This window comes from Streptomyces sp. DSM 120436 (assembly GCF_055778765.1).
In genome coordinates, this window is record NZ_JBSKBS010000002.1 from 1,746,115 (window position 1) to 1,770,557 (window position 24,443).

The window sequence follows — 24,443 nt, forward strand, 5'->3', positions numbered from 1 at the left end:
GGGCGGGCGCGGAAGCGTCTCCCGGCCGCCGGAGCGCGCCCGCGCCCGGGCCGGTTCCCGGGTTCGCGCCGGGGCGCTTAGCGTGGGGGCGTGTCCTACTTCGATGCCGCTTCCGCCGTTCCGCTCCACCCCGTCGCCCGGCAGGCCCTGTCGGCCGCCCTGGACGAAGGGTGGGCGGATCCGGCGCGGTTGTACAGGGAGGGGCGGCGGGCCCGGCTGCTGCTGGACGCGGCGCGCGAGGCGGCCGCGGAGTCGGTGGGCTGCCGGCCGGACGAGCTGGTGTTCACCCCGTCGGGCACGGCCGCGGTGCACTCCGGGATCGCGGGGGCGCTGGCCGGACGGCGGCGCACCGGGCATCACCTGATCGTGTCAGCGGTCGAACACTCTTCTGTACTCCACGCGGCGGAAGTTCACCGGGCCGGCGGCGGCACGGTCACCGAGGTCCCGGTGGACCGCACGGGCGCCGTGAGCCCGGCGGAGTTCGCCGGGGCGCTGCGGCCGGACACCGCGCTGGCCTGTCTGCAGTCCGCCAACCACGAGGTGGGGACCCTCCAGCCGGTGGCCGAGGCGGCCGGGGCGTGCCGGGCCGCGGGGGTGCCGCTGCTGGTGGACGCGGCCCAGTCGCTGGGCTGGGGGCCGGTGGACGGCGACTGGTCGCTGCTCGCGGCGAGCGCCCACAAGTGGGGCGGCCCCTCGGGGGTCGGGCTGCTGGTGGTGCGCAAGGGGGTGCGGTTCGCGTCCCAGGGACCGCGCGACGAGCGGGAGTCGGGGCGGGCGCCCGGGTTCGAGAACCTCCCGGCGATCGTGGCCGCGGCGGCGTCGCTGCGGGCGGTGCGGGCGGAGGCCGCCCAGGAGGCGGCCCGGCTGCGGGAACTGACGGAGCGGATCCGGGCGCGGGTGCCGGAGCTGGTGCCGGACGTGGAGGTGGTCGGGGACCCGGAGCGGCGGCTGCCGGGCGTCGTGACCTTCTCGTGTCTCTATGTCGACGGGGAGACCGTGCTGCACGAGCTGGACCGGGCCGGGTTCTCCGTGTCCTCCGGCTCCTCCTGCACCAGCAGCACGCTGACGCCCAGCCATGTGCTGAGGGCGATGGGCGTGCTCAGCGAGGGCAACGTCCGCGTCTCGCTGCCGCCGGGCACGGAGGAGGAGGACGTCGAGCGGTTCCTCGCCGTGCTGCCGGGAGTGGTGGCCGGGGTGCGGGAGAAGCTCGGGGCGCCGGTGTCCCGGACGGACGTGGTCGCGAAGGAGCGGGACGAGGCGCTGGTGGTGGACGCGCTGGGACGGCGCTGCCCCATTCCGGTGATCGAGCTGGCCAAGGTGATCGGCGACGTGCCGGTGGGCGGCCTGGTGCGGGTCCTCGCGGACGACGAGGCGGCCCGGCTGGACATCCCCGCGTGGTGCGAGATGCGCGGGCAGGAGTACGTGGGCGAGCAGCCGGCGGACCGGGGCGCCGCTTACGTGGTCCGCCGGCTGTCGTGACCGGGCTCAGCTCAGGTGCTGCCGCACCTCGGCGGCGGCGTCGTCGCCGTAGGCCTTGGTGAAGCGCTCCATGAAGTGGGCGCGGCGCAGCTGGTACTCCTGGGTGCCGACCGTCTCGATGACGAGGGTCGCCAGCATGCAGCCGACCTGTGCCGCGCGCTCCAGCGAGACGCCCCACGCCAGGCCGGACAGGAAGCCGGCGCGGAAGGCGTCGCCCACGCCGGTGGGGTCGGTCTTGCACTCCTCGTCGGGGCAGGCGACCTCGACGGCCGGCTCGCCGGCCCGCTCGATGCGCACGCCACGGGCGCCGAGGGTGGTGACGCGGTGGCCGACCTTGGCGAGGATCTCCTCGTCGGTCCAGCCGGTCTTCGTCTCGATGAGGCCCTTCTCGTACTCGTTGGAGAAGAGGTACGTGGCCCCCTCCAGCAGTATCCGGATCTCCTCGCCGTCCATCCGGGCGATCTGCTGGGAGAAGTCGGCGGCGAACGGGATGCCCCGGGAGCGGCACTCCTCGGTGTGCCGGAGCATCGCCTCCGGGTCGTCGGCGCCGATGGACACCAGGTCGAGACCGCCCACGCGGTCGGCGACGGTCTTCAGCTCGATCAGGCGGGCCTCGCTCATCGCGCCCGTGTAGAAGGAGCCGATCTGGTTGTGGTCGGCGTCCGTGGTGCACACGAAACGGGCGGTGTGCAGCGTCTCCGAGATGCGCACGGAACCGGTGTCGACGCCGTGCCGGTCCAGCCAGGCCCGGTACTCGTCGAAGTCGGAGCCGGCCGCGCCGACCAGGATCGGGCGGGTGCCGAGCTGGCCCATGCCGAAGGCGATGTTCGCGGCCACCCCGCCGCGACGCACGTCGAGGTTGTCGACCAGGAAGGACAGCGAGACCGTGTGCAGCTGGTCCGCGACGAGCTGGTCGGCGAACCGGCCGGGGAAGGTCATGAGGTGGTCGGTGGCGATGGAGCCGGTGACTGCGATGCGCACGGCGTGGATTCTCCTGAGGGAGGGGGTTTGACACTTCACGCTACCGGGTGGGGACGGCCCGCAGAAGCGACCGAAACTACCCGATAGTAGACCTTTCTTCGCGGCTGTCGGCGTGCATACGGTGCGGACATGACGAACATCAAGGTCCACGCCCCCGCTCCGGTCGACCTAGAGGGCGACTTGACCTCCCTGCGCGGCGACTGCGCCCGGATGGTCCCGCACTGGGCGGCGCCCGAGCGGGCGGCGGCCCGGCCGGTCCCCCCCTCCCTGATCCACGGGGTGGACGTGCCGCCCGCCTCCGCGCGGATGCTCGACGCCATGTCCGACTACGGCGACTGAGCCGGCGCGGGGAACCGCGCGCTCCCCCACCGCGTCCCATCGCTGTCCCCCGTGGAGGGGACGCGGGACACGAACCCTCAGCAGTTCCCGTGCGACCGGGCAGGGTCCGCAGGGGACGGCTGTGCAGGCGAAGGAGCGATGCGGTGAACACCGAGCGACCCGACCACGACGACGAGCCGCGCCCCGTCACGGACGACGCGGGGGGCGCACGGCCGCGCACCGCCTCCGGCGCCCCGCAGGCGCGCGGCGCGGGCGAGGACACCGGGGCTCCGAAGCCCGAGGACACCGGAACTTCGGCGCCCGAGGGCGCGGACGCCGCGACCACGGACACCGGGGCGGGTGGACCCGAAGCGGCCGGCCCGCGGACCGCCGGCGGCGACGCCGGCGAGCCCGCGGGAGGCGGCGGTGCTCCCGCGGCGGAGGCGGACGAGTCCGCGCGCGCCGAGACTCCCGCGGCGGAGGCGGACGAGTCCGACGGACCGGCCGAGCCGGTGGTCGGCGCGGGCCATGACGGTGACCGTGGGCCGGAGAGGCCGGGACGGCGGCGGACGCCGGCGTTGGTGGTCTCCGTGGCCGCCGCCGTGCTGCTGGTCGGCGGCGGCGGGGCGTACCTCGCGACCGGGGCGGCCGGGGACTCCGGGAGCGGCACGGCCCCGGGGGCGAACGGCGACCCCACTCCCCCGCCGCTCGCCCTGGACGGCTACTCGGAGAGCGGCCCGGCCGGCATCGCGCCGGGCGAGCCGAATCCGTACGGCGCCACCTACCGCGCCGAGGGCACGCTCCCCGAGGGCCCGGACTCGGCGCCGGTGTTCCACGCGCGGGGCCAGGTGACCGAGGACAGGGTGGTCGCGCTGGCGAAGGCGCTGGGGATGGAGGGCGAGCCGGTCGCCGAGGGCGGTTCCTGGCGCATCGGCGGCCAGGACGGCTCCGGTCCGACCCTGCGCGTCGACCAGCGGGCCCCCGGCGCCTGGACGTTCAGCCGGAACATCCCCGGCGGCGACAACTGCAAGGGCGCCACCTGCAAGGCCCCGACCGGCGCGAACACCCCGGCGGTGAGCGAGGCCGCCGCGAAGAGGGCCGCCGCGCCGGTGCTCAAGGCGGTGGGCCAGGACGACGCCAAGCTGGACGCGAGCCAGGTGCTGGACGGCAGGCGTGTGGTGAACGCCGACCCGGAGGTCGGCGGGCTGCCGACGTACGGGTGGACGACCGGGGTGGTCGTCGGGGCCGGCGGCGAGGTGGTCGGCGGCAGCGGCCGGCTCGCGGAGCCGGTCAAGGGGGACGACTACCCCGTGGTGAGCGCCCGCGAGGCGCTGGACGCGATGAACGGCGCGCCCGGCGCCGGGGGCCGGGTGGAGATCGGCGGCTGCGCCACCCCCGTACCGCTGGACGAGGGGCAGCGGCAGGAGGAACCGTGCGTCCCGGCGACGAAGCCGGCGGGCGACGCCGTGTCGGTGGACGAGGCGGTGTTCGGGCTGGCCGCGCACGCGGTGGACGGGCGTCCCGCGCTGGTGCCCTCCTGGCTGTTCGAGGTGCGCCCGGCGGGCTCGGAGAGCCCGTTCACGGTGACGCACCCCGCGGTCGCCCCCTCGTTCCTCGCCTCGCCGGCGGCATCCGGACAGCGGCCGGGCGAGGAGCCGTCCGGTCCCGGTGACGAACCGACGTCCGCGCCGGCCACGCGCGAGGTCGAGGTGGAGGGCTACACGGCGGAGGGCGACGAGCTGACCGTGGCGTTCACGGGCGGTGTCTGCGCGGACTACGAGGCGACGGCGAGCGAGAGCGGGGACGAGGTCACGGTGCGGGTGACCGGGACGTCCCAGCCGGGCGAGGTGTGCATCCTGATCGCCAAGCGGTACCAGGAGACGGTGCGGCTGGACGCTCCGCTCGGCGACCGCGAGGTCGTGGACGCGGAGGGCGAGCCGGTGCCGCTGCACAAGGAGGGCGCCCGCCTGCCGGCGCCCCGCGCCCGCTGACGGCGGACGCGTACGACGAAGGCGGCGGTCCCGTGCTCACGGGGCCGCCGCCTTCGTCAGGCGCTGTGGGGGCGGAGCCGCTCAGCTGAAGGAGTCGCCGCAGGCGCAGGAGCCCGTGGCGTTCGGGTTGTCGATCGTGAAGCCCTGCTTCTCGATGGTGTCGACGAAGTCGATGGTGGCGCCGCCCAGGTACGGGGCGCTCATGCGGTCGGTGACGACCTTCACACCGTCGAAGTCCTTCACCACGTCGCCGTCGAGCGAACGCTCGTCGAAGAAGAGCTGGTAGCGCAGGCCGGAGCAGCCGCCGGGCTGGACGGCGACGCGCAGGGCGAGGTCGTCACGGCCTTCCTGGTCGAGCAGCGCCTTGACCTTGGACGCGGCGGCGTCGGTCAGGATGATGCCGTCGGTGACGGTGGTGGTCTCGTCCGATACGGACATCTACATCTCTCCCGGGTTGTACGGAGACTGCTTGCCGACGGTTGCAACCGACGGGGCCGCGGATTCATTCCGGGCCGGGCGCGTCTTTTCCTCGGCTCCCTCCTCATGCTCGCACACGCCGTGCGGAGCGGAAACCGTCGCTCGCGGGGCCCCGGGGGAACGCACGGGCGGCCGCCGGGATTCACGTCACATGGACGCTATGGCCATCGTCAAAGTGACGTGAACCGGTTATGATAGATAGCGTCAATTCGACGAGAAGTCGCCAGAACAGAAAGGGTGCGTGTCGTGACCACCGCCCAGACCCAGGAGCTCGACGTTCAGCCGACGCCCCTCGCCCTGCTGCTCCTCGGCCGTGAGGCCGACCCGAGGAGCGAGCGCGGTGTGGAGTGCCCCGGCGACCTCCCCTCGCCGTCCGACCCGGACCTGGTGGAGCGCGCCCGCGCGGCCAAGGCGAAGCTCGGGGACAAGGTCTTCGTGCTCGGCCACCACTACCAGCGGGACGAGGTCATCCAGTTCGCCGACGTCACGGGCGACTCCTTCAAGCTGGCGCGGGACGCGGCCGCGCGCCCGCAGGCCGAGTACATCGTGTTCTGCGGTGTGCACTTCATGGCCGAGTCCGCCGACATCCTCACCGGCGACGACCAGAAGGTGGTCCTGCCGGACCTCGCGGCCGGCTGCTCCATGGCGGACATGGCCACCGCCGAGCAGGTGGCCGAGTGCTGGGACGTGCTGACCGAGGCCGGGATCGCCGAGCAGGTCGTCCCCGTCTCGTACATGAACTCCTCCGCCGACATCAAGGCCTTCACCGGCAAGCACGGCGGCACGATATGCACCTCGTCGAACGCCAGGCGCGCGCTCGACTGGGCGTTCCGGCAGGGCGAGAAGGTCCTCTTCCTCCCCGACCAGCACCTGGGCCGCAACACGGCGGTGCGGGACATGGGGATGTCCCTGGAGGACTGCGTCGTCTACAACCCGCACAAGCCGAACGGCGGCCTGACCGCCGAGGAGCTGCGCGCGGCGAAGATGATCCTGTGGCGCGGCCACTGCTCGGTGCACGGCCGTTTCAGCCTCGACTCGGTCGACGAGGTCCGTGAGCGCATCCCGGGCGTCAACGTCCTGGTGCACCCCGAGTGCCGGCACGAGGTCGTGGCCGCGGCGGATTACGTCGGCTCGACCGAGTACATCATCAAGACCCTGGAGGCGGCCCCGGCCGGCTCCAAGTGGGCCATCGGCACCGAGCTGAACCTGGTCCGGCGCCTGGCGAACCGTTTCGCGTCCGAGGACAAGGAGATCGTGTTCCTCGACCGCACGGTCTGCTTCTGCTCGACCATGAACCGCATCGACCTCCCCCACCTGGTCTGGGCCCTGGAGTCCCTCGCCGAGGGCACCCTGGTCAACCGCATCGAGGTCGACAAGGAGACGGAGGCCTTCGCGAAGCTGGCCCTGGAGCGCATGCTGGCGCTGCCGTAACTCCGGCGCACGGCGCACACGGCGAGGGCCCTCGCCCGGCACCTTCCGGTGCCGGGCGAGGGCCCTCGTGCGTCCCGCGGGGTCAGACCTGCGCCGCGGCCGCCTCGTCGGAGGAGGACTCCGGCCGGGCGGCCGCCTGCCGCTTGGCCGCGCGCCGCTGGGCGCGGCGCTCCTTGCGCAGTTCCAGCATCGCGTAGAGCGTCGGGACCAGGAGCAGGGTGAGCAGGGTCGACGTGATCAGGCCGCCGATGACCACCACCGCGAGCGGCTGGGCGATGAAGCCGCCCTCGCCGGTGACGCCGAGCGCCATCGGGAGCAGGGCGAAGATCGTCGCCAGGGCCGTCATCAGGATCGGCCGCAGTCGGTGCCGGCCGCCCTCGATCACGGCCTCGATGACGCCGTGGCCCTGCGCGCGGTACTGGTTGATCAGGTCGATCAGCACGATCGCGTTGGTGACCACGATGCCGATCAGCATCAGCATGCCGATCATCGCCGGGACGCCCATCGGGGTGCCGGTGAGCAGCAGCAGGCCGAGCGCGCCGGTCGCCGCGAACGGGACGGACACCAGCAGGATCAGCGGCTGGGCCAGCGACCGGAAGGTGCCGACCAGCAGCATGAACACGATGGCGATGGCGGCCAGCATGGCCAGGCCCAGGTTGACGAAGGCCTCGTCCTGGTCCGCGGTCACGCCGCCGATCTCGGCCGTCGCACCCGCGGGCAGCGTCAGCTCGTCGATCTTCTTCTGGAGCTCCGTGCCCACGGCGCCCGTGTTCTCGCCGACCGGGCGGGCGGTGACGGTCGCCGCGCGCTGGCCGTCGATCCGGGTCATGGAGACCGGGCCGTCCACCAGCCGGACGGTGGCGATGTCACCCAGCTTCACCGGGCCGAGGCGCAGGTCGCGCAGCTGCTCCACGGTCGTGGCGGGCCGCGCCGAGCGGATCACGACGTCCCGCTCCGCGTCGCCGAGGACCGCCTTGGCGGCCGGGGTGCCCTTCACCGACTGGGCGACGGCCATCCCGAGGCTCTGGGCGTCGAAGCCGGCCGCGGCGGCCTTGTCGGTGGGCTCGACCGAGATGCGGGGGACGCTCTGCGCCAGGTCGCTGGTGACGTCCGTGACGTCGTCCAGCGAGGCCACCGCGTCGCGGACCTGCCCGGCCGCCTTGTGCAGCACCTGCGCGTCGGCCGCCTTGACGGTCACGCTGACGTCCTGGCCGCCGAAGCCGTCACCGGCCGCCACGAGGGTGGTGCCGATGCCGTCGAGTCCGGCGAGGCCCTTCTCGATGCTGTCCCGCACCTCGTCGGAGGAGGCGGACTCCTCCAGCATGACCTGGTAGCTCGCCTGGTTGGTGTCGGTGCCGCCGCCGAAGGCCGCCAGGAAGCCGGACGAGCCGACCGTCACCTGGTAGTCCTCGACGCCCTCGGTGTCGGAGAGCAGCTTCTCGATCTTCTTCGCCTGGGCGTCGGTGGCGGCCAGGCTGGTGCCGGGCTCCAGCTCCTGGCGGACGGTCAGGACCTGCTGCTCGCCCGCGTCGAAGAAGTTGGTCTTCAGCAGCGGGGCCATGGCGAAGGTGGCGATCAGCACGACCACGGCGATGGCCAGGCTCGCGAGCCGGCGCCGGGTGGCGAACCGCAGCACGGGCACGTAGGTGCGCTGCAGGCGGCTCCTGGCCTCCTTCTCCTCGGCCAGCCGGCGGGCTTCCTCGGCGTCCTCCGGGGTGCCCTTCGGCGGCCGCAGGAACCAGTACGACAGCACCGGCACGACCGTCAGCGACACCAGCAGGGACGCCAGCAGCGCGGCGGTGACGGTGAGGCTGAAGGAGCCGAACAGCTCGCCCACCATGCCGCCGACCAGGCCGATCGGCAGGAAGACGGCGACGGTGGTGAGCGTGGCGGAGGTGACCGCGCCGGCCACCTCGCGCACCGCCTTCATGATCGCGGCGTGGCGCTCCTCGCCGTAGCCGAGGTGCCGCTTGATGTTCTCCAGGACGACGATGGAGTCGTCCACGACCCGGCCGATGGCGATGGTCAGACCGCCCAGGGTCAGCATGTTCAGGGACAGGTCACGGGTCCACAGCACGATCAGCGCGAGCACCACCGACAGCGGGATGGACACCGCGGTGACGAGGGTGGAGCGGACCGACGTGAGGAAGACCAGGATCACCAGCACGGCGAAGACCAGACCGAGCGCGCCCTCGGTGGTCAGGCCCTCGATGGCCTTGGAGACCGCGGGGCCCTGGTCGGCGACCACGGTGAGGGTGGCGCCGTCGCCGAGGTCCTCGCGCAGTCCGGGCAGCTTCTTCTCCACGGCCTCGGAGATGGCGACCGCGCTGCCGTCGTGGTCCATGGTGGCCAGCACGGCGAGGCTGGGCTTGCCGTTGGTGCGGGTGAGGGAGGCGGAACCCGCCTCCTCCTGCCGGACGGTGGCGACGTCGCCGAGGCGGACCGGCTTGCCCTCGCCGGGGCCGGCCGTGACCATCAGGTCCTGGATCTGCCGCACCGAGGTGAAGCCGCCGCCGACCTGGACAGTGCGGTTGGCGCCGTTCTCGTCGAAGGAGCCGGCCGGGACCGTGGCGCCGCCGGCCTGGAGGGCCTGGGCGAGGGACGCCGTGGTGAGGCCCGCCCGGGCGAGCTTCGCGTCGTCGGGCACGACGGTGACCTGAAGGTCCCGTACGCCGTCCACCAGGACCTGGCCGACGCCGTCGATGCCCTTCAGCGCGGGCACCACCGTGCGGTCCAGCTGATCGGCGAGCGCCTGCTGGTCCTTGTCGGAGGTGACGGCGAGCACCACGGCCGGGATGTCGTCCGTGGAGCCGGCGACGACCTGCGGGTCCACCCCGGACGGCAGCCGGGCGCCGGCCCGGTTGACGGCCTGCTGCACGTCGGCGACGAGCTGCTGGGTGTGGTTGCCGTAGTCGAAGGACGCCATGATCACGGCGTTGCCCTCGCTCGCCGTCGAGGTGACGCCGGAGATGCCGTCGACGGCCTCCAGGCTGTCCTCGATGGGTTCGACGACCTGCTTCTCCACCACGTCCGGCGACGCGCCCTGGTAGGGCGCGATCACGGAGACCATGGGCAGTTCGATGGTGGGCAGGAGCTGCTGCTTGAGCTGGGGTATCGCGATCGCCCCGAAGACGAGCGCGATGATCGACATCAGTCCGATCAGCGCCCGTTGCGCGAGGCTGAATCTGGACAGCCAGGACATGGGTCAGGGTCTCTTTTCCGTGGAGCGGCGAAGGTCCGGCAGACGGGCGCGCGCACAGTGAGCGGCCCGCTCCACACCCTGGGGCATGGGCCGGGTCGGATCCGTGGTCCCGAGGTCCGATATCTTCCCGCGGCGCCTACTCCGGCCGCAGTACACCCGACTGCGGCCGGTCCGTCCTCGGACGGACCAGCCCGGACTCGTAGGCGATCACCACGAGCTGGGCCCGGTCGCGGGCGCCCAGCTTGGACATGGCGCGGTTGACGTGGGTCTTCACGGTGAGCGGGCTGACCTCGAGGCGTTCGGCGATCTCGTCGTTGGAGTGACCGCCGGCGACCTGCACCAGCACCTCCCGCTCGCGCACGGTGAGCGAGTCCAGCCGCTCGGCGCGCTCCGGGTCGCGGTCGGGGCCGGGCGGGCCGTCCTGGGCGAGGAAGCGGGCGATCAGGCCCTTGGTGGCCTGCGGGGACAGCAGCGCCTCGCCCCCGGCGGCGACGCGGACCGCGTGGAGCATCTCGTCGGGCTCGGAGCCCTTGCCGAGGAAGCCGGAGGCGCCGGCCCGCAGCGACTGGACCACGTAGTCGTCGACCTCGAAGGTCGTCAGTATCACCACCCGCACCCCGTCGAGCGCGGGGTCGGAGCTGATCTCGCGGGTGGCGGCGAGCCCGTCCGCGCCGGGCATGCGGATGTCCATGAGGACCACGTCGGGCCGGTGTTCGCGCGCCAGCCGGACGGCCTCGGCGCCGTCGGACGCCTCGCCCACCACCTCCATGTCCGGCTCGGAGTCGACCAGGACGCGGAAGGCGCTGCGCAGCAGGGCCTGGTCGTCGGCGAGCAGGACGCGGATCGTCATGCGGGCTCCAGCGGGGCGTCGGTCACGGGCGGCTGCCGGGGACGGTGGAGGTGCGGGGCTCGACGGGAAGGATCGCATGCACGCGGAAGCCGCCGCCGTAGCGGGGGCCGGTGGTGAGGGTGCCGCGCAGCGCGGTGACGCGTTCGCGCATGCCGAGCAGTCCGTGCCCGCCGCCGGGGGTGGGGGCGTGGCCCCCGTCGCCGCCGTCGTCGAGCACGGTGACCTCGATGTGCGGTCCGACGCGCACGACGCTGACCTCGGCGCGCGCGCCGGTCCCGGCGTGCTTCTGCACGTTGGTCAGCGCCTCCTGGACGATCCGGTACGCGGCCAGGTCGACGGCGGCGGGCAGTTCGGTGCCCTGGTCGGCGCGGGCCACCTCGACGCGGAGACCGGCGTTGCGGAAGGTGACGGCGAGCTCGTCGAGGCGGTCGAGGCCGGGGGCGGGCTCGGTGGGCGCCTCGGGGTCGCCGGACTGGCGCAGCAGGCCGACGGTGGCGCGCAGTTCGCCGAGCGCGTGGCGGCTGGCCGCACGGACGTGGGCGAGGGCCTCCTTGGCCTGGTCGGGCCGCTTGTCCATGACGTGGGCGGCGACCCCGGCCTGGACGTTGACCAGGGCGATGTGGTGGGCGACCACGTCGTGCAGGTCGCGGGCGATGCGCAGGCGCTCCTCGGCGACCCGGCGGCGGGCCTCCTCCTCGCGGGTGCGTTCGGCCCGTTCGGCGCGCTCCCGGATGGCCCGGACGAACGCGCGGCGGCTGCGGACGGCGTCCCCCGCGGTGGCGCCGATACCGGTCCAGGCGAGGATCGCCAGGTTCTCCTGGGCGTACCAGGGCAGGGGTCCGGCGGCCATCGCGGCGCCGGTGAGGACGGTCGTGGTGAGCAGACCGAGCCGCCAGGTGGTGGGGCGGTCGGTGGAGGCGGCGACCGTGTAGAGGGCGACGACCGCGCACATGGCGACGGGGGCGCGGGGGTCGCCGGTGACGGACTCGACGACGGAGAGGCCGCCGGTCACGCCGAGCACCGTGCGGGGTGCGCGGCGCCGGAGGACGAGCGCGGCGGCGCCGAGTGTCATCAGGACCAGGCTGAGCGCGTCCGGGGTGCGCAGGCCCCAGCGGACCCCGTCGGGGCCGTGCGGGTCGACGAAGGAGCCGGCGACCATGCACAGCAGGACGCCGGCGGCCAGCGCCGTGTCCACGGCGGCCGGGTGGGCCCGCGCCCGGCGCCGGGCGCGTGTCAGGGTGCTCACGGCTGGTTGCGGTGACCGGAGCGGACGCCCGTGCGGCGCGGCCCCGGTTCCCCCCTCTCTGCGGACGGCCTTCTCGCGGACGGTCGGACCGGGTGGTCCCGGGGACGCCTCAGGTCCCCGGGATGAGGCCGTCGTCGGTGAGGAGGTCGCGGACCTCCTCGAGGGTGGCGTCGGGGGACGGGAGGATGAGGTCGGACGGCTCCAGGGAGTCGTCCGGCACCGGCTCGCCCAGCTCGTGCACCTTGTTCAGAAGTGCCCGCAGCGTCGCGCGGAAACCGGGCCCGTCGCCGTTCTCCATCTCGGCGAGCAGTTCCTCGTCCAGCCTGTCCAGCTCGGGGAGCCGGCTCTCCGCCAGCGTCACCTGCCCCTCCCCCATGATCCGTACGATCATGTCGCCCTCCTCGGCGTGGGCTACTGCTTGTCGAAGCGCGGGGTGTCCTGCGGCTGCTGCTGTGCCTGCGGCTGGGCCTGACCCTGGCCGCCCTCCAGGGCCTGGCGGTCGGCGGAGCCGCCTCCCCCGGAGCCAATGGCCTGGGAGGTGCCCCCAGCCAGCTCGGCCTTCATGCGCTGCAGTTCGAGCTCCACGTCCGTGCCGCCGGAGAGGCGGTCCAGCTCGGCCTGGATGTCGTCCTTGTGCATGCCGGACGGGTCGTCGAGGGCGCCGGAGGCGAGCAGCTCGTCGATCGCGCCGGCCCGCGCCTGGAGCTGGGCGGTCTTGTCCTCGGCGCGCTGGATGGCCAGGCCGACGTCGCCCATCTCCTCGGAGATGCCGGAGAAGGCCTCGCCGATCCGGGTCTGCGCCTGGGCGGCCGTGTAGGTGGCCTTGATGGTCTCCTTCTTGGTGCGGAAGGCGTCCACCTTGGCCTGGAGGCGCTGCGCGGCCAGCGTCAGCTTCTCCTCCTCGCCCTGGAGCGTGGCGTGCTGCGTCTCCAGGTCGGTCACCTGCTGCTGGAGCGCGGCGCGGCGGGAAAGGGCCTCGCGCGCCAGGTCCTCGCGGCCGAGCGCGAGCGCCTTGCGCCCCTGGTCCTCCAGCTTCCCCGACTGGGACTGGAGCTGGTTGAGCTGGAGCTCCAGGCGCTTGCGGCTGGTCGCCACGTCGGCGACGCCCCGGCGGACCTTCTGGAGCAGCTCCAGCTGCTTCTGATACGAGTAATCGAGGGTCTCGCGCGGGTCCTCGGCCCGGTCAAGGGCCTTGTTCGCCTTCGCGCGGAAGATCATCCCCATACGCTTCATGACACCGCTCATGGGCTTCGCGCGCCCCCTTCTGACGGACTCCAGCTCCAGTGACTGCGACAGAACCCACAGTACGGGCCCTGCATCCATTACCGCACTGTCCGGGGACTGATGCGCTCATCCCCAAGGACGACTGAGTACCCTCCTGATCCGGCGCAGGGAGTAGGTGGTTCCCGGGTGGCGGCCGCCGGTCGTCCCGGAGACCCCGCTACGTCCCCATCTGTCCTAGGAGAGACGTCCGGTGTTGCCGGATCGTTCCCCGCGGGGCTGTGGTCCAACCCCGGCCACCCCGTACCCTTGGGTTTTGTGTTCCGTAGCCGCGCCAAGGAAGAGAAGGCACCGGTCGCCGACAAGGCGACGGTGACCGACTCCCATCAGCCCCGTCATCCCGAGGCCCCCAAGGGCCGCCCCACACCCAAGCGCAGCGTGGCCCAGTCGCAGCGCCGCAGCGTGGCCAACACGACGATGTCGCGCAAGGAGGCCGCCAAGCGCCAGCGCGAGGAGCGCCGTGCCGCGCTGGAGCGTCAGCGCCAGGCGCTGGCCAGCGGCGACGAGCGGTACCTGCCCGTGCGTGACAAGGGCCCGGTGCGCCGGTTCGCCCGTGACTACGTGGACTCGGGCTTCCACATCGCCGAGTGGTTCCTGCCGCTGGCCGTGGTCATCCTCGTGCTGAGCATGGTGCCGGTGCCGCAGCTGCAGAACGTCGCGCTGCTGCTGTGGCTGGTCGTCATCGCGGTGATCGTGCTCGACTCGGTCGTGACGGGTTTCCGGCTGAAGAAGGCGCTCGCCGAGCGCTTCCCGGACGAGAAGCGGCGCGGCGCGGTCGCCTACGCGCTGATGCGCACGCTCCAGATGCGCCGGCTGCGGCTGCCCAAGCCCCAGGTGAAGCGCGGGGAGCGGCCCTGAGCGCCACCCCGTTCGCGCACGGTACGGCGGCGCCGGGCCCGGTGAGCGGGCCCGGCCGGCTGCGTGACGTCGTCCGTGAGGAGCTGGTGGCCCGCCAGCTGGAGGAGCAGATAGTCGGCCGCTTCCCGGTCGGGAAGCGGCTGCGGGTGCTCGACGTGGGCATGGGCCGGGGCGCGCAGGCGCTGCGGCTGGCCCGGGCCGGCCATCAGGTGACGGGCGTCGAGCAGGACGCCGCGTCGATCGCGGCCGCCCGGGAGACGTTCGCCGGGGAGCCCGAGGGCATCCGGGAGCGGATGCGGATCATCGAGGGTCACGCCGGGGACACCGGGGTGCACTTCCTGCCGGGCAGTTTCGACGTCGTGCTCTGTCACGGCGTGCTCACGGGCGACGTGGAGGAGCCGGACGCGCTGCTCGCGGGGGTGGCCCGGATGCTGGCGCCCGGCGGGATGCTGTCGCTGCTCGTGCGCAACGGCGACGCGGCGGCGATGCGGGCGGGGCTGTCCGGCGACTGGGCGGGCGCGCTGGCGGCGTTCTGCCCGCCGACGGCGTCGCTCGGGCTGAAGCGGCTGACGTCGACCCTCGCGGGGATCGGGGCGCCGCTGCACACCTGGTACGGCGTGCGGGTCTTCACGGACACGGTGGCGGACGACGTGGTGCTGCCGGACGACCTGGACGCGGTGCTGGCGGTCGAGGAACGGGCCGGGCGGACGGACCCGTACCGGGGGGTCGCCGCGCTGCTGCACCTGTGCGGGGTCCGGGGCTGAGGTCTCGGCCCCGGACGCCTCGGCTCCGGAGCCATCGGTCTGGGTGACCTCGGCTCCGGAGTCCTCGGGTGGCCCGGGCCCGGTGGCCTCGGCTCACGCCCCTTCGTCGGCGCTCTCGGTCTCCGCCGTCGTCCCGTCCGCGTGGAGGCTCATCGGGCCGTAGATCTCGGTGTCGTCCTCCAGCAGCCGCACCCGGTCGGCGCCGCCCTCCAGAAGGGCCTTCCAGTTCTCCCCGATCCAGGACTCGGCGTCCCCCTGCGTGGAGAACTCCTCCGGCGGCACCGCGGGCTCGACCTGCGTCCCGTCGGCCTTCTCGAACCGCCACGTCCATGCCGCCATGTACGCCTCCCAAGCGTGTGAGCTCACTGCACAGCGGGAGCCGGATCTCGGTCCGGCTCCTGACCGAGAGCGTAGTCGGACGGGCATCGGCTGTGGGGAAGGGCGAGAATCGGGGCGTGGAACTGACTCTGCTCGGCACCGGCGCCCCGGCGGGACTGCCCCGCCCCGACTGTCCCTGCGCGGCGTGCGCGTGCGCGCTCGGACCGGACGCGCGGGCGGCCACCTCGCTGCTGGTGGACGGCGCGCTGCTGCTCGACCTGACCCCCGGCGCGGCCTTCGCCGCGGCCCGTGCGGGGCGTTCGCTGGGCGGGGTGCGCCAGGTGCTGCTGTCGCACCCGCACGACGGCCCCGCGGTGGAGGTGCCGGCCGGGCTGCCGCGGCCGGGCCGGGTGCCGGACGGGCGGGAGCTGACGCTGCTGACCGGGCACCGGGTGCGGGCGGTCGCGCTGGACGCGCCCGGCACCGGGTACGCGGTGACCGGCCCGGACGGGCAGCGGCTGCTGTATCTGCCGCCGGGCGGCGCCCCGGCCGGTCTTGAGGCGCCGGCCGAGCCGTACGCGATGGTGGTGCTGGACGTCGTGGGCCGCCCGGACGCGCTGGCGCGGCTGCGGGAGGCGGGCGCGGTGGTGCCGGCCACGGACGTGATCGCCGCGCACCTGGACCACGACGTGCCGCCGGGCGGCGAGGTACGGCGCCGGCTCGCGACGGCGGGGGCGCGCGCCGTGCCGGACGGGACCACGCTGGAGGTCGGCGCGTACGAGGACGTGCCCGACGTGCCGCGGCGCACGCTGGTGCTGGGCGGGGCGCGGTCGGGCAAGTCGGTGGAGGCGGAGCGGCGCCTGGAGTCGTTCCCCGAGGTGCTGTACGTGGCGACCGGCGGCTCCCGCAACGGGGACACCGAGTGGGCGGCGCGGGTGTCCGCGCACCAGGAGCGGCGGCCGGGGTCCTGGCGGACCGTGGAGACCTGCGACCTGGTGCCGCTGCTCGCGGACGACGGCCCGCCGCTCCTGGTCGACTGCCTGTCGCTGTGGCTGACGGACGCGATGGACGCGGTGGGCGCGTGGGACGACGCGGAGTGGGCGGACGGCGGCGAGCGCGCCCTGCGGGAGCGGGTGCGGACCCTGACGGACGCGGTCCGCGAGACCGGCCGCACGGTGGTCGCGGTCTCCAACGAGGTCGGCTCGGGAATCGTCCCCGCCACCGCCTCCGGCCGCCGCTACCGCGACGAACTGGGCCGCCTGAACGCGGCGTTCGCCCGGGAGTGCGAGCAGGTACTGCTGGTGGTGGCGGGGCAGGCGCTGGTGCTGCGCGGGTGAGGCGGGAGCGGCCGGGGCGGCGGGGCGCCGGCGTCCCGCCCGGGTGAGCGGATGACCGTCGGCTCGCCGCCCTGCCCTCCCCCGCCGGTCACCCGGCACCGGCCCGCAGCCGGCACTCCCGGCCCACGCGGACGGCGCGACGGCGGACCCCCGGCGCCACCGCCTCCCCCGCCGGTCACCCGGCGCCGGCTCCCGGTCGACGGTCCCGGCCCACGCGGACGGCGCGACGGCGGACCCCCGGCGCCAGGGGCGGGGCTCTCCGGCGAGACGCCCGGCACCGGCCCGACGGACCGTGCGTCCCGGGTCGTGGTACGGCCGGCCGGTCACCGCTTCGGCTTGCGGGCGATCACGCGGTACGCGTTGGCGAACGGGCTGTGGCGGATCAGGGGGGACAGGGCCAGGTCCGTCGCCGCCGCCGCGATCACCAGGGGGGTGCCGGCGCGGAGGAGGACCGCGCGCAGGCGTTGCCGGCCCGGGGACGGCGGGACGGATCGCCAGGGGGTGTCCGGGGCGGGGAGGGCGTGGGAGAGGGCGAGGGCGGCGAGGCCGGCCAGGTCGTGCGGCACGTGGGCGGCGCGGTGGCCGGCGGTGACGATCTCGCAGCCGCGTGCCTCGAGTTCCTCGCGGAGGTTGCGGCGGGGCAGCAGGTGCAGGCGGCGCGGCTGGTCGTAGGGCAGCCACCAGCGGCCGAACAGGGCGGCGTACGCGCAGCGCGGGTCGAGCGTCTCGATCAGCAGGTGCCCGCCGGGGCGCAGGGCGTCGAGGGCGGCGTGCAGTTCGGCGCGCGGGTCGGTGGTCCGCTCCAGGTGGTGCAGCAGGCTGACCACGTCGTAGCGGCCGGTCAGCCGGGCCCGCAGCGCGGGGTCGGTCAGTGGCCCGACGTGCGCCTCCTCGACCCGGCCGAGCTCACGGGCCCGCGCCACGCGCGCGGTGAGGTCGGTGCCGTCGAACGCCGTGTACGGGAAGAACTCCCGCGCGGTGTCCGGGAAGCGGGCGAGCCCGGTGCCGACGTCCAGCCAGCTCTCCGGTTCGCCGAAGGGCAGCATCGCGCGGGCGGCGGCGCGGCGGCGGTGGCGTACGGCGTGCAGGGCGAGGACCCGCTCGGTGGCGGGGTCGCGGGGGGCGCCGCGCACCGCCCGCCGGTAGAAGGCCAGGCCCTCGGGGGTGAGCCGGGGGTTCTGGAAGGTGTGCCCGCAGTCGCGGCACTCGTCGACGGTGAACAGTCCGGGCCGGTGCCGGCGCAGGTCTCCCGTTCTCAGCCGGGTGCGCAGCCGTGCGGAGCCGCACCAGGGGCAGTCCGGGCGGCGCGGTTCGTGCACCCGGGCGGAGCCGTGCGGGACGGGGAACGCGGTGTCGGGGGCGGTGGCGGACATGGGCGGCTCCCGGCGTGAGGGCGTACGGCACGCGGGTGGCGCGACGTGCGGGGACGGTCGGGGACGGTCGGAGGTATCTCCGGCATCACCGGGCAAAACGTTACGTACGGGAGGGTCTCGCGGGGTGGATCGCCGCCGGGGCGGCGTGGTGGGGGTGAGGGCGCGAACGCGGGGACGACCGGCGCTCCGGGGTGTTCGACGGGGGCCGGTACTGTTCGGCGAATGAGCTCGCTTAATCTCGACGACTTCACCGATCTGATCGAGCGTCCGGACGGCGGGGTGCGCCGCGACGCCGAGGAGCACCGGTCCCGCCTGGTGGTGCCGCCCGGGTCGCTGGGCCGCCTGGACGACCTGGGTGAGTGGCTGGCCGCGGCGCAGTCCGCGGTGCCGGTGCGGCCGGTGGAGCGGCCGCGGGTGGTGCTGTTCGCGGGCGACCACAAGATCGCCGAGCTGGAGGTCTCCGCGCGTCCCGCGGGCACCGCCGTGGAGCTGGTGCGGGACGTGCTGGAGGGCGCCCGCCCGGTCTCGGTGCTGGCGCGGCGACTGGACGTGCCGGTGCGGGTGGTCGACATGTCCCTGGACTGCGACCCGGCGTCGCTCCCCGAGGACGTCGTGCGCCACCGGGTGCGGCGCGGCAGCGGGCGCATCGACGTCGAGGACGCGCTGACCGCGGAGGAGGCCGAGGCGGCGTTCCGCGCGGGGATGGCCGTGGCGGACGAGGAGGCCGACTCCGGTACGGACCTGGTGGTGCTGGGCGACGTCAGCGTCGGCGGCACGACCGCGGCGGGTGTGCTGGTGGCGGCGCTGTGCGGGACGGACGCGTCGGTGGTGACCGGGCGCGGCGGCCTGGCGATCGACGACCTGGCGTGGATGCGCAAGTGCGCGGCGATCCGGGACGCGTTGCGCCGGGCGCGGCCGGTGCTGGGCGACCAGCTGCGGCTGCTGGCGACGGTGGGCGGGGCGGACCTCACCGCGATGACCGGGTTCCTGCTGCAGAGCGCGGTGCGGAAGCTGCCGGTGCTGCTGGACGGGGTGGTGACGGCGGCGTGTGCGCTGGTGGCGCAGCGGGTGGCGTTCCGGGCGCCGGACTGGTGGCTGGCGTCGCACCCGAGCGGGGAGCCGGGGCAGGCGAAGGCGCTGGACCGGATGGCGTTGGAGCCGTTGCTGGCGGAGGGGGTTCGTGTGGGGGAGGGCACGGGGGCGTTGCTGGCGCTGCCGTTGGTGCGGGCCGCGGGGGTTCTGGCGGCGGAGTTGCCCGTGCGGCAGGAGGTCGCCAAGGGCGAGTGAGGTGGGTCCGGGGGCGTTCCTCCGCCCCCGCCGCCCCTTCCCGTCCCCGGGGCAGCGCCCCGCGGACCCCTTCTGCGCAGGTCCCCGCGTCCCTGGGGGCGGCGCCTCCCGTGTCTCCGGGGGCGGGCGGGCCTGATCCGCCGTTCCGCGCGGTTCCCCGCGCCCCTCTTCAGGGGCGGTCCGGTTTGCCGCCCAGCCAGTCCCCGACGGCTCGGGCGGGGCGGGACCAGCGGCGGTCGTGGCGGTAGGCGCGCAGGAGGGCCTTCGCCCGGGCCCGGTGGCGGTGGCGGTAGAAGCGCCGGGCCCACGGGGATCCCGGGCGGGCCAGCCGCAGGGAGCCGATGAGCGCCACGACCGGGACGATCACCCCGAAGACCGCGAGGCGCACCTTGCCCTTGCTCAGGGCGATCAGCGCGAAGCCGGAGTTGACGGCGAGGCCGGTCAGCGCGCCCGCGCGGTTCTGGAGTTCCTCCTGGGAGAGGTCGTTGACGCCGAACGGCGCGAACCCGGCCAGCAGCAGGACGACCAGCGCCGCCGTCAGCACGACCATCTCCACGCTCTTGCGTCCGGCCTCGGACCAGTACACGTCGTCCAGGTGGAGGATCAGCGCGAACTCGTCGAGCACGAGCCCCGCGCCGATGCCGAAGAGCACCGCGCTGAGGTACGGACCGAGGCCGCGCCCCCCGCTCGCCACCGCGCCGAAGCCGCCGACGACGGTGAGGATGACGCCGGGCACCACGTGGTGGATGTGCACCGAGCCCGCGGTGACGTTGCCGAAGGGGCCTTTGCCGGCCCGGATCAGCCGGGTGACGATCCGGGTGACCACGAAGGTGAGGACGAAGGCCGTCAGCGCGAGGAGCAGCGGGAGCTTGCCCGGCTCGATGATGTTCCGCTCCAACAACTGTCCCATATGCGTACTTTATGCACGTCCGTGGGCGACGCCCTGCTGACCGCCGGGTACTCTGCGCCGGTGCCCGAGCCCTCCCCCGCCTCCCCCGCCGACGGCCTCCGCTTCGCCTTCGGCACCCTCACCGTGCTCCCGGCCCGGCTCACCCGCTGGGACCGTCCGGCCGCGCGGGCGGGCATGCTCTGCGCGCCCGCGGCCGGTCTGGTGGTGGGGGTCGTGGCCGCCGCGACGGGAGTGGTGCTGCTGTTCCTCGGGGCGGGGCCGCTGCTCGCCGCCGTGGCCTCCGTCGCCGTGCCGGCCGCGCTGACCCGGGGGCTGCACCTGGACGGGCTGGCCGACACCGCCGACGGACTGGGCAGCGGCAAGCCCGCCGGGGACGCGCTGCGGATCATGAAGCAGTCGGACATCGGCCCCTTCGGGGTGCTCACCCTGGTGCTCGTCCTGCTGGCGCAGGTGGCCGCGCTGGCGCAGGCGTACGGCGGCTCCTGGGCACGGGGCGCGCTGGCCGCCGTGGTGTCGGCGGTCGCGGCGCGGCTCGCCCTCACCCTGGCCGCGCGCACCGGCGTGCCGGCCGCCCGGCCGGAGGGGCTGGGCGCGACGGTCGCGGGAGCGGTGCCGGTGCGGGGCGCGGTGGTCGCCGCGGCCTTGACGACGGGGCTGCTGGCGGGTGCGGGCGCGGTCCTCGGGGCGCACGACGCGCTGCGCGCCGGGCTCGCGGTGGCGGGGGCGGCCGGCGCAGCCGAACTGCTGCTGCGGCGCTGCGTCCGGCGGTTCGGCGGGGTGACCGGCGACGTGTTCGGCGGGGTCGCGGAGACGGCGGCGACGACCGCGCTCGTCGTCATGTCACTGGCCTGAAACGATCTTCGCGTCCCCCTGGGGGCACACGCGCCCCGCCGCTAGCCTGTGGGCTCGAATCGGCGGACGAACGGGGGGCGTTGATGTCGGCATCGCGTCGTGCCACGGCCTGGGTGATCGACTTCGCGCTGGTGGCGGGGCTGGCCTCGCTGCTGGCGGTGCTCACCTTCAGCCGGATCTCCGCCCTGGTGACCGACGTGCCCGGGCTGGCCGCGCGCGGCGGCTTCGACCTGCTCACCTCACGCGGGGACGTGCTGGACGCCTCCGCCGGTCTGGGCACGTCGCTGTGGGACACGTCGGTGGGGTACGTGCGGCAGGCGTTCGGGCTGCTGGCCGTCGCCGCCTTCCTCTACCAGTGGGCGTGCCTCGCCCTGGCCGGACGGACCGCCGGCAAGGCCCTCACCGGGCTGGAGGTCACCCCGCGCACGCCCCGCCGGGCGGCGCTGCGCGCGGCGGTGACGACCGCCACGGACGTCGCCGTGTACGCGGTGGCCTGTGTGCTGCTGATCGAGGGCGAGATCCTGCTGTCGGTGCTGGTGTGGCTGGTCGCGGTGGCGCTGTTCCTGCTGAACGCGCTGCCGGTGCTGGGCGCGCGGCGGCGCTCCCTCGCCGACCGGGTGGCCGGCACCTCGGTGGCCTCCGTGGAGCTCAGCAGGTTCGCCGCCACGCGTCGAGTTCGTACCTCTTGAGCAGTGAACTCAGCTTCAGACGGCGGGAGTCGGCGCAGAAGCGGGCGGTGGGCAGCTCGTACTCGGCGTGGAGGACGGCCTTGCCCGCCTCGACGAACGGGGTGAGCTCCTCGCACTCGCCGTACTGGGCGCACTGCTCGTTCACCGCGAAGTCGAAGTCGCCGACCAGGTCCGGGATCTGGTCCAGGTCGTTCTTCAGGCCCACGGCCATGCCGCGCTCGTGCGCGAGGCGGGCGATCAGCCGGTTGTAGCGGAACTGGTCGGCGGCGGTGAGCGGGAAGCCGGTGCGGTTGCGGTAGCCGTCCATGTTGTCCGGTTCCACCGCGTCGAATCCCTTGTCGCGGCACATGTCGAGGCGTGCGGCCATCAGCGGCTCCAGGACGTCGGTGCGGCGGATGTCGAGCCAGCGCTCGCCCTCCCAGCCGTTGCCCCGGCCGAGCACCGACTCCGGGAAGCCGTCCGCGTCCGGGCGGAAGTCCTCCCAGGCGCCGGTGGACAGGTAGCAGATGACCTTGCGGCCGTCGCGGTGCAGCCGGGCGACCGTCTTTGCCGAGTGGTCGAAGCCGTCGATGTCGTACACCGGGACGTCGACGGCGGTGTCCAGGCGGCCGCTGAGCTGCCACTGCCAGGCGACGCCGGGCCGCGGCCGCCACCACTCCCCCGACGGCGACGGCTCCGCGTCCGCGCCGCCCGAACCCCCGGCACACCCCGTCAGCACCAGGGCCAGCAGGACGGCCACCGCGCGCACTCCTCTCACCGGACGCTCCTCCAGGGCTCACGGCCGCCGCGCCCCGGTGGCGCGGCGGCACCCCCATGATCGCCCGGTCGTCCGCACCCCGGGTCGCGATCCGGACACCGCACGGGCCGGCCCGGGGCATTCCCGGCCCGCCGCGGGGCACCCGCCGCGCCGGGGCGGGTGCGCACCGGCCATGAGAGCGGGCGCACACGCGCGTAGGCTCGGAGCCGAGTGTTCGCCGCACCGGGGGAGGCCCCGACGGGATCGCACCCGGACATCACGATTAGGGTCGGCTGCCGGGCCCGGTCGACCCACACCCTTCGGCCACTGAAACTTCACATCGGAAGCGAGAATTCACCACCGTGACTGCTCTGACTCTCAGCACCGCCGCGGTCGCCGGCCTGCGCGCCGACGCGATCGTGATCGGTGTCGCCAAGGGCTCCGCGTCCACGCCCGGAGGACCCGTCGTCGCACCGGGCGCCGAGGCCGTGGACCAGGCGTACGACGGCAACCTGGCCGGTGTTCTGGAGACCCTCGGCGCGTCCGGTGCCGAGGGCGAGGTGACCAAGCTCCCCGCGCCGGCCGGCCTCAAGGCGCCGCTCGTGGTGGCGGTGGGCCTCGGCGCCCGGCCCGAGGAGGACTCCGGCTACGACGCCGAGGCGCTCCGCAAGGCGGCCGGCGTCGCCGCCCGGGCGCTCGCCGGCGCCAAGAAGGCCGCGTTCGCGCTGCCCGTGGCGGACGCCGCCGACGCCGGCGCGGTCGCCGAGGGCGTGCTGCTCGGCGCGTACTCCTTCGACGCGTACAAGGACAAGGGCGACGCGAAGAACGGCAAGAACGGCAAGGCCCCGCTCGCCGAGGCCGTGCTGCTCGGCGGCAAGTCCCGCGACAAGGCGTTCAAGGCGGCCCTCGAGCGCGCCGTCGCCGTGTCCGAGGAGCTCAACCGCGCCCGCGACCTGATCAACACCCCGCCGAACGACCTCAACCCCGAGGCGTTCGCGGCGGTCGCCCAGGCGGCGGCCAAGGAGCACGGCATCAAGGTGCAGGTGCTCGACGAGAAGGCCCTCGCCAAGGGCGGCTACGGCGGCATCCTCGGCGTCGGCGCCGGCTCCGCCTCGGGTCCGCGCCTGGTGAAGCTGTCGTACACCTCGTCCAAGGCGAAGAAGCACCTCGCCCTGGTCGGCAAGGGCATCACCTACGACTCGGGCGGCATCTCGCTCAAGCCGGCCGGCCACAACGAGACGATGAAGTGCGACATGAGCGGCGCCGCCGCCGTGTTCGCCGCGGTCGTCGCTGCCGCCCGCCTCGGCCTGGAGGTCAACGTCACCGGCTGGCTGGCGCTGGCCGAGAACATGCCCTCCGGCTCGGCGACCCGTCCGGGCGACGTGCTGCGCATGTACAGCGGCAAGACCGTCGAGGTGCTCAACACCGACGCCGAGGGCCGGCTGGTCCTGGCGGACGCGCTGTGGGCGGCCTCGCAGGAGAAGCCGGACGCCATCGTGGACGTGGCGACCCTGACCGGCGCCATGATGCTGGCGCTGGGCAGCCGCACCTTCGGCATCATGGCCAACGACGACGGCTTCCGCGCCGCGGTGCACGAGGCCGCCGAGGAGGCGGGCGAGCCGGCCTGGCCGATGCCGCTGCCGGAGCACCTGCGCAAGGGCATGGAGTCGGCGACCGCCGACATCGCCAACATGGGCGAGCGGATGGGCGGCGGCCTGGTCGCCGGCCTGTTCCTGCGCGAGTTCGTCGGCGAGGGCATCACCTGGGCCCACCTCGACATCGCCGGTCCGGCCTTCAACGAGGGCGGCCCCTTCGGCTACACGCCCAAGGGCGGGACGGGCAGCGCGGTGCGCACGCTGGTGCGGCTGGCGGAGCGGGCCGCCGCCGGCGAGCTGAGCTGACGCGTCCTCGGGTGAGGGGCCTCGTACGCGGGTGCGACGGGGCCCCGTCACCGGGGAGTGGGACGTCTCACACCACGGCCCGGCGTCTCGTACGGCCCCGACAAGTGCGAGGATAGGGCTCGGCAGGACAGGGCCCCACACAAGGGCCGAGAACATAGAGCG

General features: G+C 74.4%; 22 protein-coding genes. 11 read left to right on the top strand and 11 right to left on the bottom strand.

Annotation, left to right across the window (positions count from 1 at the left end; genetic code table 11):
* Positions 1 to 90 precede the first annotated feature (90 nt).
* The gene (locus ACWH4W_RS30050) at positions 91 to 1,479 is read left to right on the top strand and encodes a cysteine desulfurase/sulfurtransferase TusA family protein (RefSeq protein ID WP_473078951.1); all 1,389 of its coding nucleotides are present in this window, start codon (positions 91 to 93) and stop codon (positions 1,477 to 1,479) included.
* Between the two features lie 6 nt (positions 1,480 to 1,485).
* On the opposite strand, the gene ACWH4W_RS30055 is transcribed toward ACWH4W_RS30050, so the two are convergent.
* Positions 1,486 to 2,460: a carbohydrate kinase family protein gene (locus tag ACWH4W_RS30055; protein WP_473078952.1), complete on the bottom strand. Its 975-nt coding sequence runs from the start codon at positions 2,458 to 2,460 to the stop codon at positions 1,486 to 1,488.
* A 129-nt stretch (positions 2,461 to 2,589) separates the two neighbouring features.
* Between ACWH4W_RS30055 and ACWH4W_RS30060 the strand changes: the two genes are divergently transcribed.
* Positions 2,590 to 2,799 carry a hypothetical protein gene (locus ACWH4W_RS30060; protein WP_473078953.1) on the top strand — a complete coding sequence of 70 codons (210 nt, stop codon included), beginning with the start codon at positions 2,590 to 2,592 and terminating at the stop codon, positions 2,797 to 2,799.
* Positions 2,800 to 2,942: 143 nt separating this feature from the next.
* Complete coding sequence (locus tag ACWH4W_RS30065) at positions 2,943 to 4,769, top strand: hypothetical protein (protein WP_473078954.1); 1,827 nt, start codon at positions 2,943 to 2,945, stop codon at positions 4,767 to 4,769.
* Between the two features lie 81 nt (positions 4,770 to 4,850).
* On the opposite strand, the gene erpA is transcribed toward ACWH4W_RS30065, so the two are convergent.
* Positions 4,851 to 5,207: an iron-sulfur cluster insertion protein ErpA gene (erpA, locus tag ACWH4W_RS30070; protein WP_356193288.1), complete on the bottom strand. Its 357-nt coding sequence runs from the start codon at positions 5,205 to 5,207 to the stop codon at positions 4,851 to 4,853.
* Between the two features lie 285 nt (positions 5,208 to 5,492).
* On the opposite strand from erpA, the gene nadA reads away from it, so the two are divergent.
* On the top strand, positions 5,493 to 6,677 hold the full coding sequence (gene nadA / locus ACWH4W_RS30075) for a quinolinate synthase NadA (RefSeq protein ID WP_473078955.1): 1,185 nt from the start codon (positions 5,493 to 5,495) through the stop codon (positions 6,675 to 6,677).
* Between the two features lie 82 nt (positions 6,678 to 6,759).
* On the opposite strand, the gene ACWH4W_RS30080 is transcribed toward nadA, so the two are convergent.
* The 5 genes from ACWH4W_RS30080 to ACWH4W_RS30100 form a co-directional block, all read right to left on the bottom strand.
* Positions 6,760 to 9,879, bottom strand: coding sequence for an efflux RND transporter permease subunit (locus ACWH4W_RS30080; protein ID WP_473078956.1), 3,120 nt, complete (start codon positions 9,877 to 9,879; stop codon positions 6,760 to 6,762).
* Between the two features lie 136 nt (positions 9,880 to 10,015).
* Complete coding sequence (locus ACWH4W_RS30085; protein WP_473078957.1) at positions 10,016 to 10,729, bottom strand: response regulator; 714 nt, start codon at positions 10,727 to 10,729, stop codon at positions 10,016 to 10,018.
* 22 nt (positions 10,730 to 10,751) lie between these two features.
* Positions 10,752 to 11,975, bottom strand: coding sequence for a sensor histidine kinase (locus ACWH4W_RS30090; protein WP_473078958.1), 1,224 nt, complete (start codon positions 11,973 to 11,975; stop codon positions 10,752 to 10,754).
* A 109-nt stretch (positions 11,976 to 12,084) separates the two neighbouring features.
* Complete coding sequence (pspAA, locus tag ACWH4W_RS30095) at positions 12,085 to 12,366, bottom strand: PspA-associated protein PspAA (RefSeq protein ID WP_473078959.1); 282 nt, start codon at positions 12,364 to 12,366, stop codon at positions 12,085 to 12,087.
* Between the two features lie 20 nt (positions 12,367 to 12,386).
* On the bottom strand, positions 12,387 to 13,220 hold the full coding sequence (locus ACWH4W_RS30100) for a PspA/IM30 family protein (protein ID WP_473078960.1): 834 nt from the start codon (positions 13,218 to 13,220) through the stop codon (positions 12,387 to 12,389).
* A 255-nt stretch (positions 13,221 to 13,475) separates the two neighbouring features.
* On the opposite strand from ACWH4W_RS30100, the gene ACWH4W_RS30105 reads away from it, so the two are divergent.
* Together ACWH4W_RS30105 and ACWH4W_RS30110 are read left to right on the top strand one after the other, a co-directional pair.
* The gene (locus tag ACWH4W_RS30105; RefSeq protein ID WP_473079293.1) at positions 13,476 to 14,114 is read left to right on the top strand and encodes a DUF3043 domain-containing protein; all 639 of its coding nucleotides are present in this window, start codon (positions 13,476 to 13,478) and stop codon (positions 14,112 to 14,114) included.
* A gap of 86 nt (positions 14,115 to 14,200) precedes the next feature.
* Positions 14,201 to 14,878 (top strand): class I SAM-dependent methyltransferase, encoded by a 678-nt coding sequence (locus ACWH4W_RS30110; protein ID WP_473079294.1) that lies wholly within the window; start codon positions 14,201 to 14,203, stop codon positions 14,876 to 14,878.
* 93 nt (positions 14,879 to 14,971) lie between these two features.
* Here the strand turns inward: ACWH4W_RS30110 and ACWH4W_RS30115 are convergent, their stop codons facing one another.
* Positions 14,972 to 15,217, bottom strand: coding sequence for a hypothetical protein (locus tag ACWH4W_RS30115; RefSeq protein WP_473078961.1), 246 nt, complete (start codon positions 15,215 to 15,217; stop codon positions 14,972 to 14,974).
* A 116-nt stretch (positions 15,218 to 15,333) separates the two neighbouring features.
* Here ACWH4W_RS30115 and ACWH4W_RS30120 point away from each other — a divergent pair, with 116 nt between their 5' ends.
* Positions 15,334 to 16,533, top strand: a complete 1,200-nt coding sequence (locus ACWH4W_RS30120) for a bifunctional adenosylcobinamide kinase/adenosylcobinamide-phosphate guanylyltransferase (RefSeq protein WP_473078962.1) — start codon at positions 15,334 to 15,336, stop codon at positions 16,531 to 16,533.
* A 323-nt stretch (positions 16,534 to 16,856) separates the two neighbouring features.
* Here ACWH4W_RS30120 and ACWH4W_RS30125 read toward each other — a convergent pair whose 3' ends face one another.
* Entirely contained in the window at positions 16,857 to 17,906 is a 1,050-nt protein-coding gene (locus ACWH4W_RS30125) for a class I SAM-dependent methyltransferase (protein ID WP_473078963.1), read from the bottom strand.
* A gap of 222 nt (positions 17,907 to 18,128) precedes the next feature.
* On the opposite strand from ACWH4W_RS30125, the gene cobT reads away from it, so the two are divergent.
* On the top strand, positions 18,129 to 19,193 hold the full coding sequence (cobT, locus tag ACWH4W_RS30130) for a nicotinate-nucleotide--dimethylbenzimidazole phosphoribosyltransferase (RefSeq protein ID WP_473078964.1): 1,065 nt from the start codon (positions 18,129 to 18,131) through the stop codon (positions 19,191 to 19,193).
* 169 nt (positions 19,194 to 19,362) lie between these two features.
* On the opposite strand, the gene ACWH4W_RS30135 is transcribed toward cobT, so the two are convergent.
* A complete protein-coding gene (locus tag ACWH4W_RS30135) occupies positions 19,363 to 20,103 on the bottom strand; it encodes a hypothetical protein (protein ID WP_473078965.1) in 741 nt (246 codons plus the stop codon).
* A 60-nt stretch (positions 20,104 to 20,163) separates the two neighbouring features.
* Between ACWH4W_RS30135 and ACWH4W_RS30140 the strand changes: the two genes are divergently transcribed.
* The gene (locus tag ACWH4W_RS30140) at positions 20,164 to 20,955 is read left to right on the top strand and encodes an adenosylcobinamide-GDP ribazoletransferase (RefSeq protein WP_473078966.1); all 792 of its coding nucleotides are present in this window, start codon (positions 20,164 to 20,166) and stop codon (positions 20,953 to 20,955) included.
* Between the two features lie 83 nt (positions 20,956 to 21,038).
* Positions 21,039 to 21,644: an RDD family protein gene (locus tag ACWH4W_RS30145; RefSeq protein ID WP_473078967.1), complete on the top strand. Its 606-nt coding sequence runs from the start codon at positions 21,039 to 21,041 to the stop codon at positions 21,642 to 21,644.
* Here ACWH4W_RS30145 and ACWH4W_RS30150 read toward each other — a convergent pair.
* Positions 21,604 to 22,401, bottom strand: coding sequence for an endo alpha-1,4 polygalactosaminidase (locus ACWH4W_RS30150; RefSeq protein ID WP_473078968.1), 798 nt, complete (start codon positions 22,399 to 22,401; stop codon positions 21,604 to 21,606). The genes ACWH4W_RS30145 and ACWH4W_RS30150 overlap by 41 nt on opposite strands.
* A gap of 341 nt (positions 22,402 to 22,742) precedes the next feature.
* Here ACWH4W_RS30150 and ACWH4W_RS30155 point away from each other — a divergent pair, with 341 nt between their 5' ends.
* The gene (locus tag ACWH4W_RS30155) at positions 22,743 to 24,281 is read left to right on the top strand and encodes a leucyl aminopeptidase (RefSeq protein ID WP_473078969.1); all 1,539 of its coding nucleotides are present in this window, start codon (positions 22,743 to 22,745) and stop codon (positions 24,279 to 24,281) included.
* Positions 24,282 to 24,443: the final 162 nt, after the last annotated feature.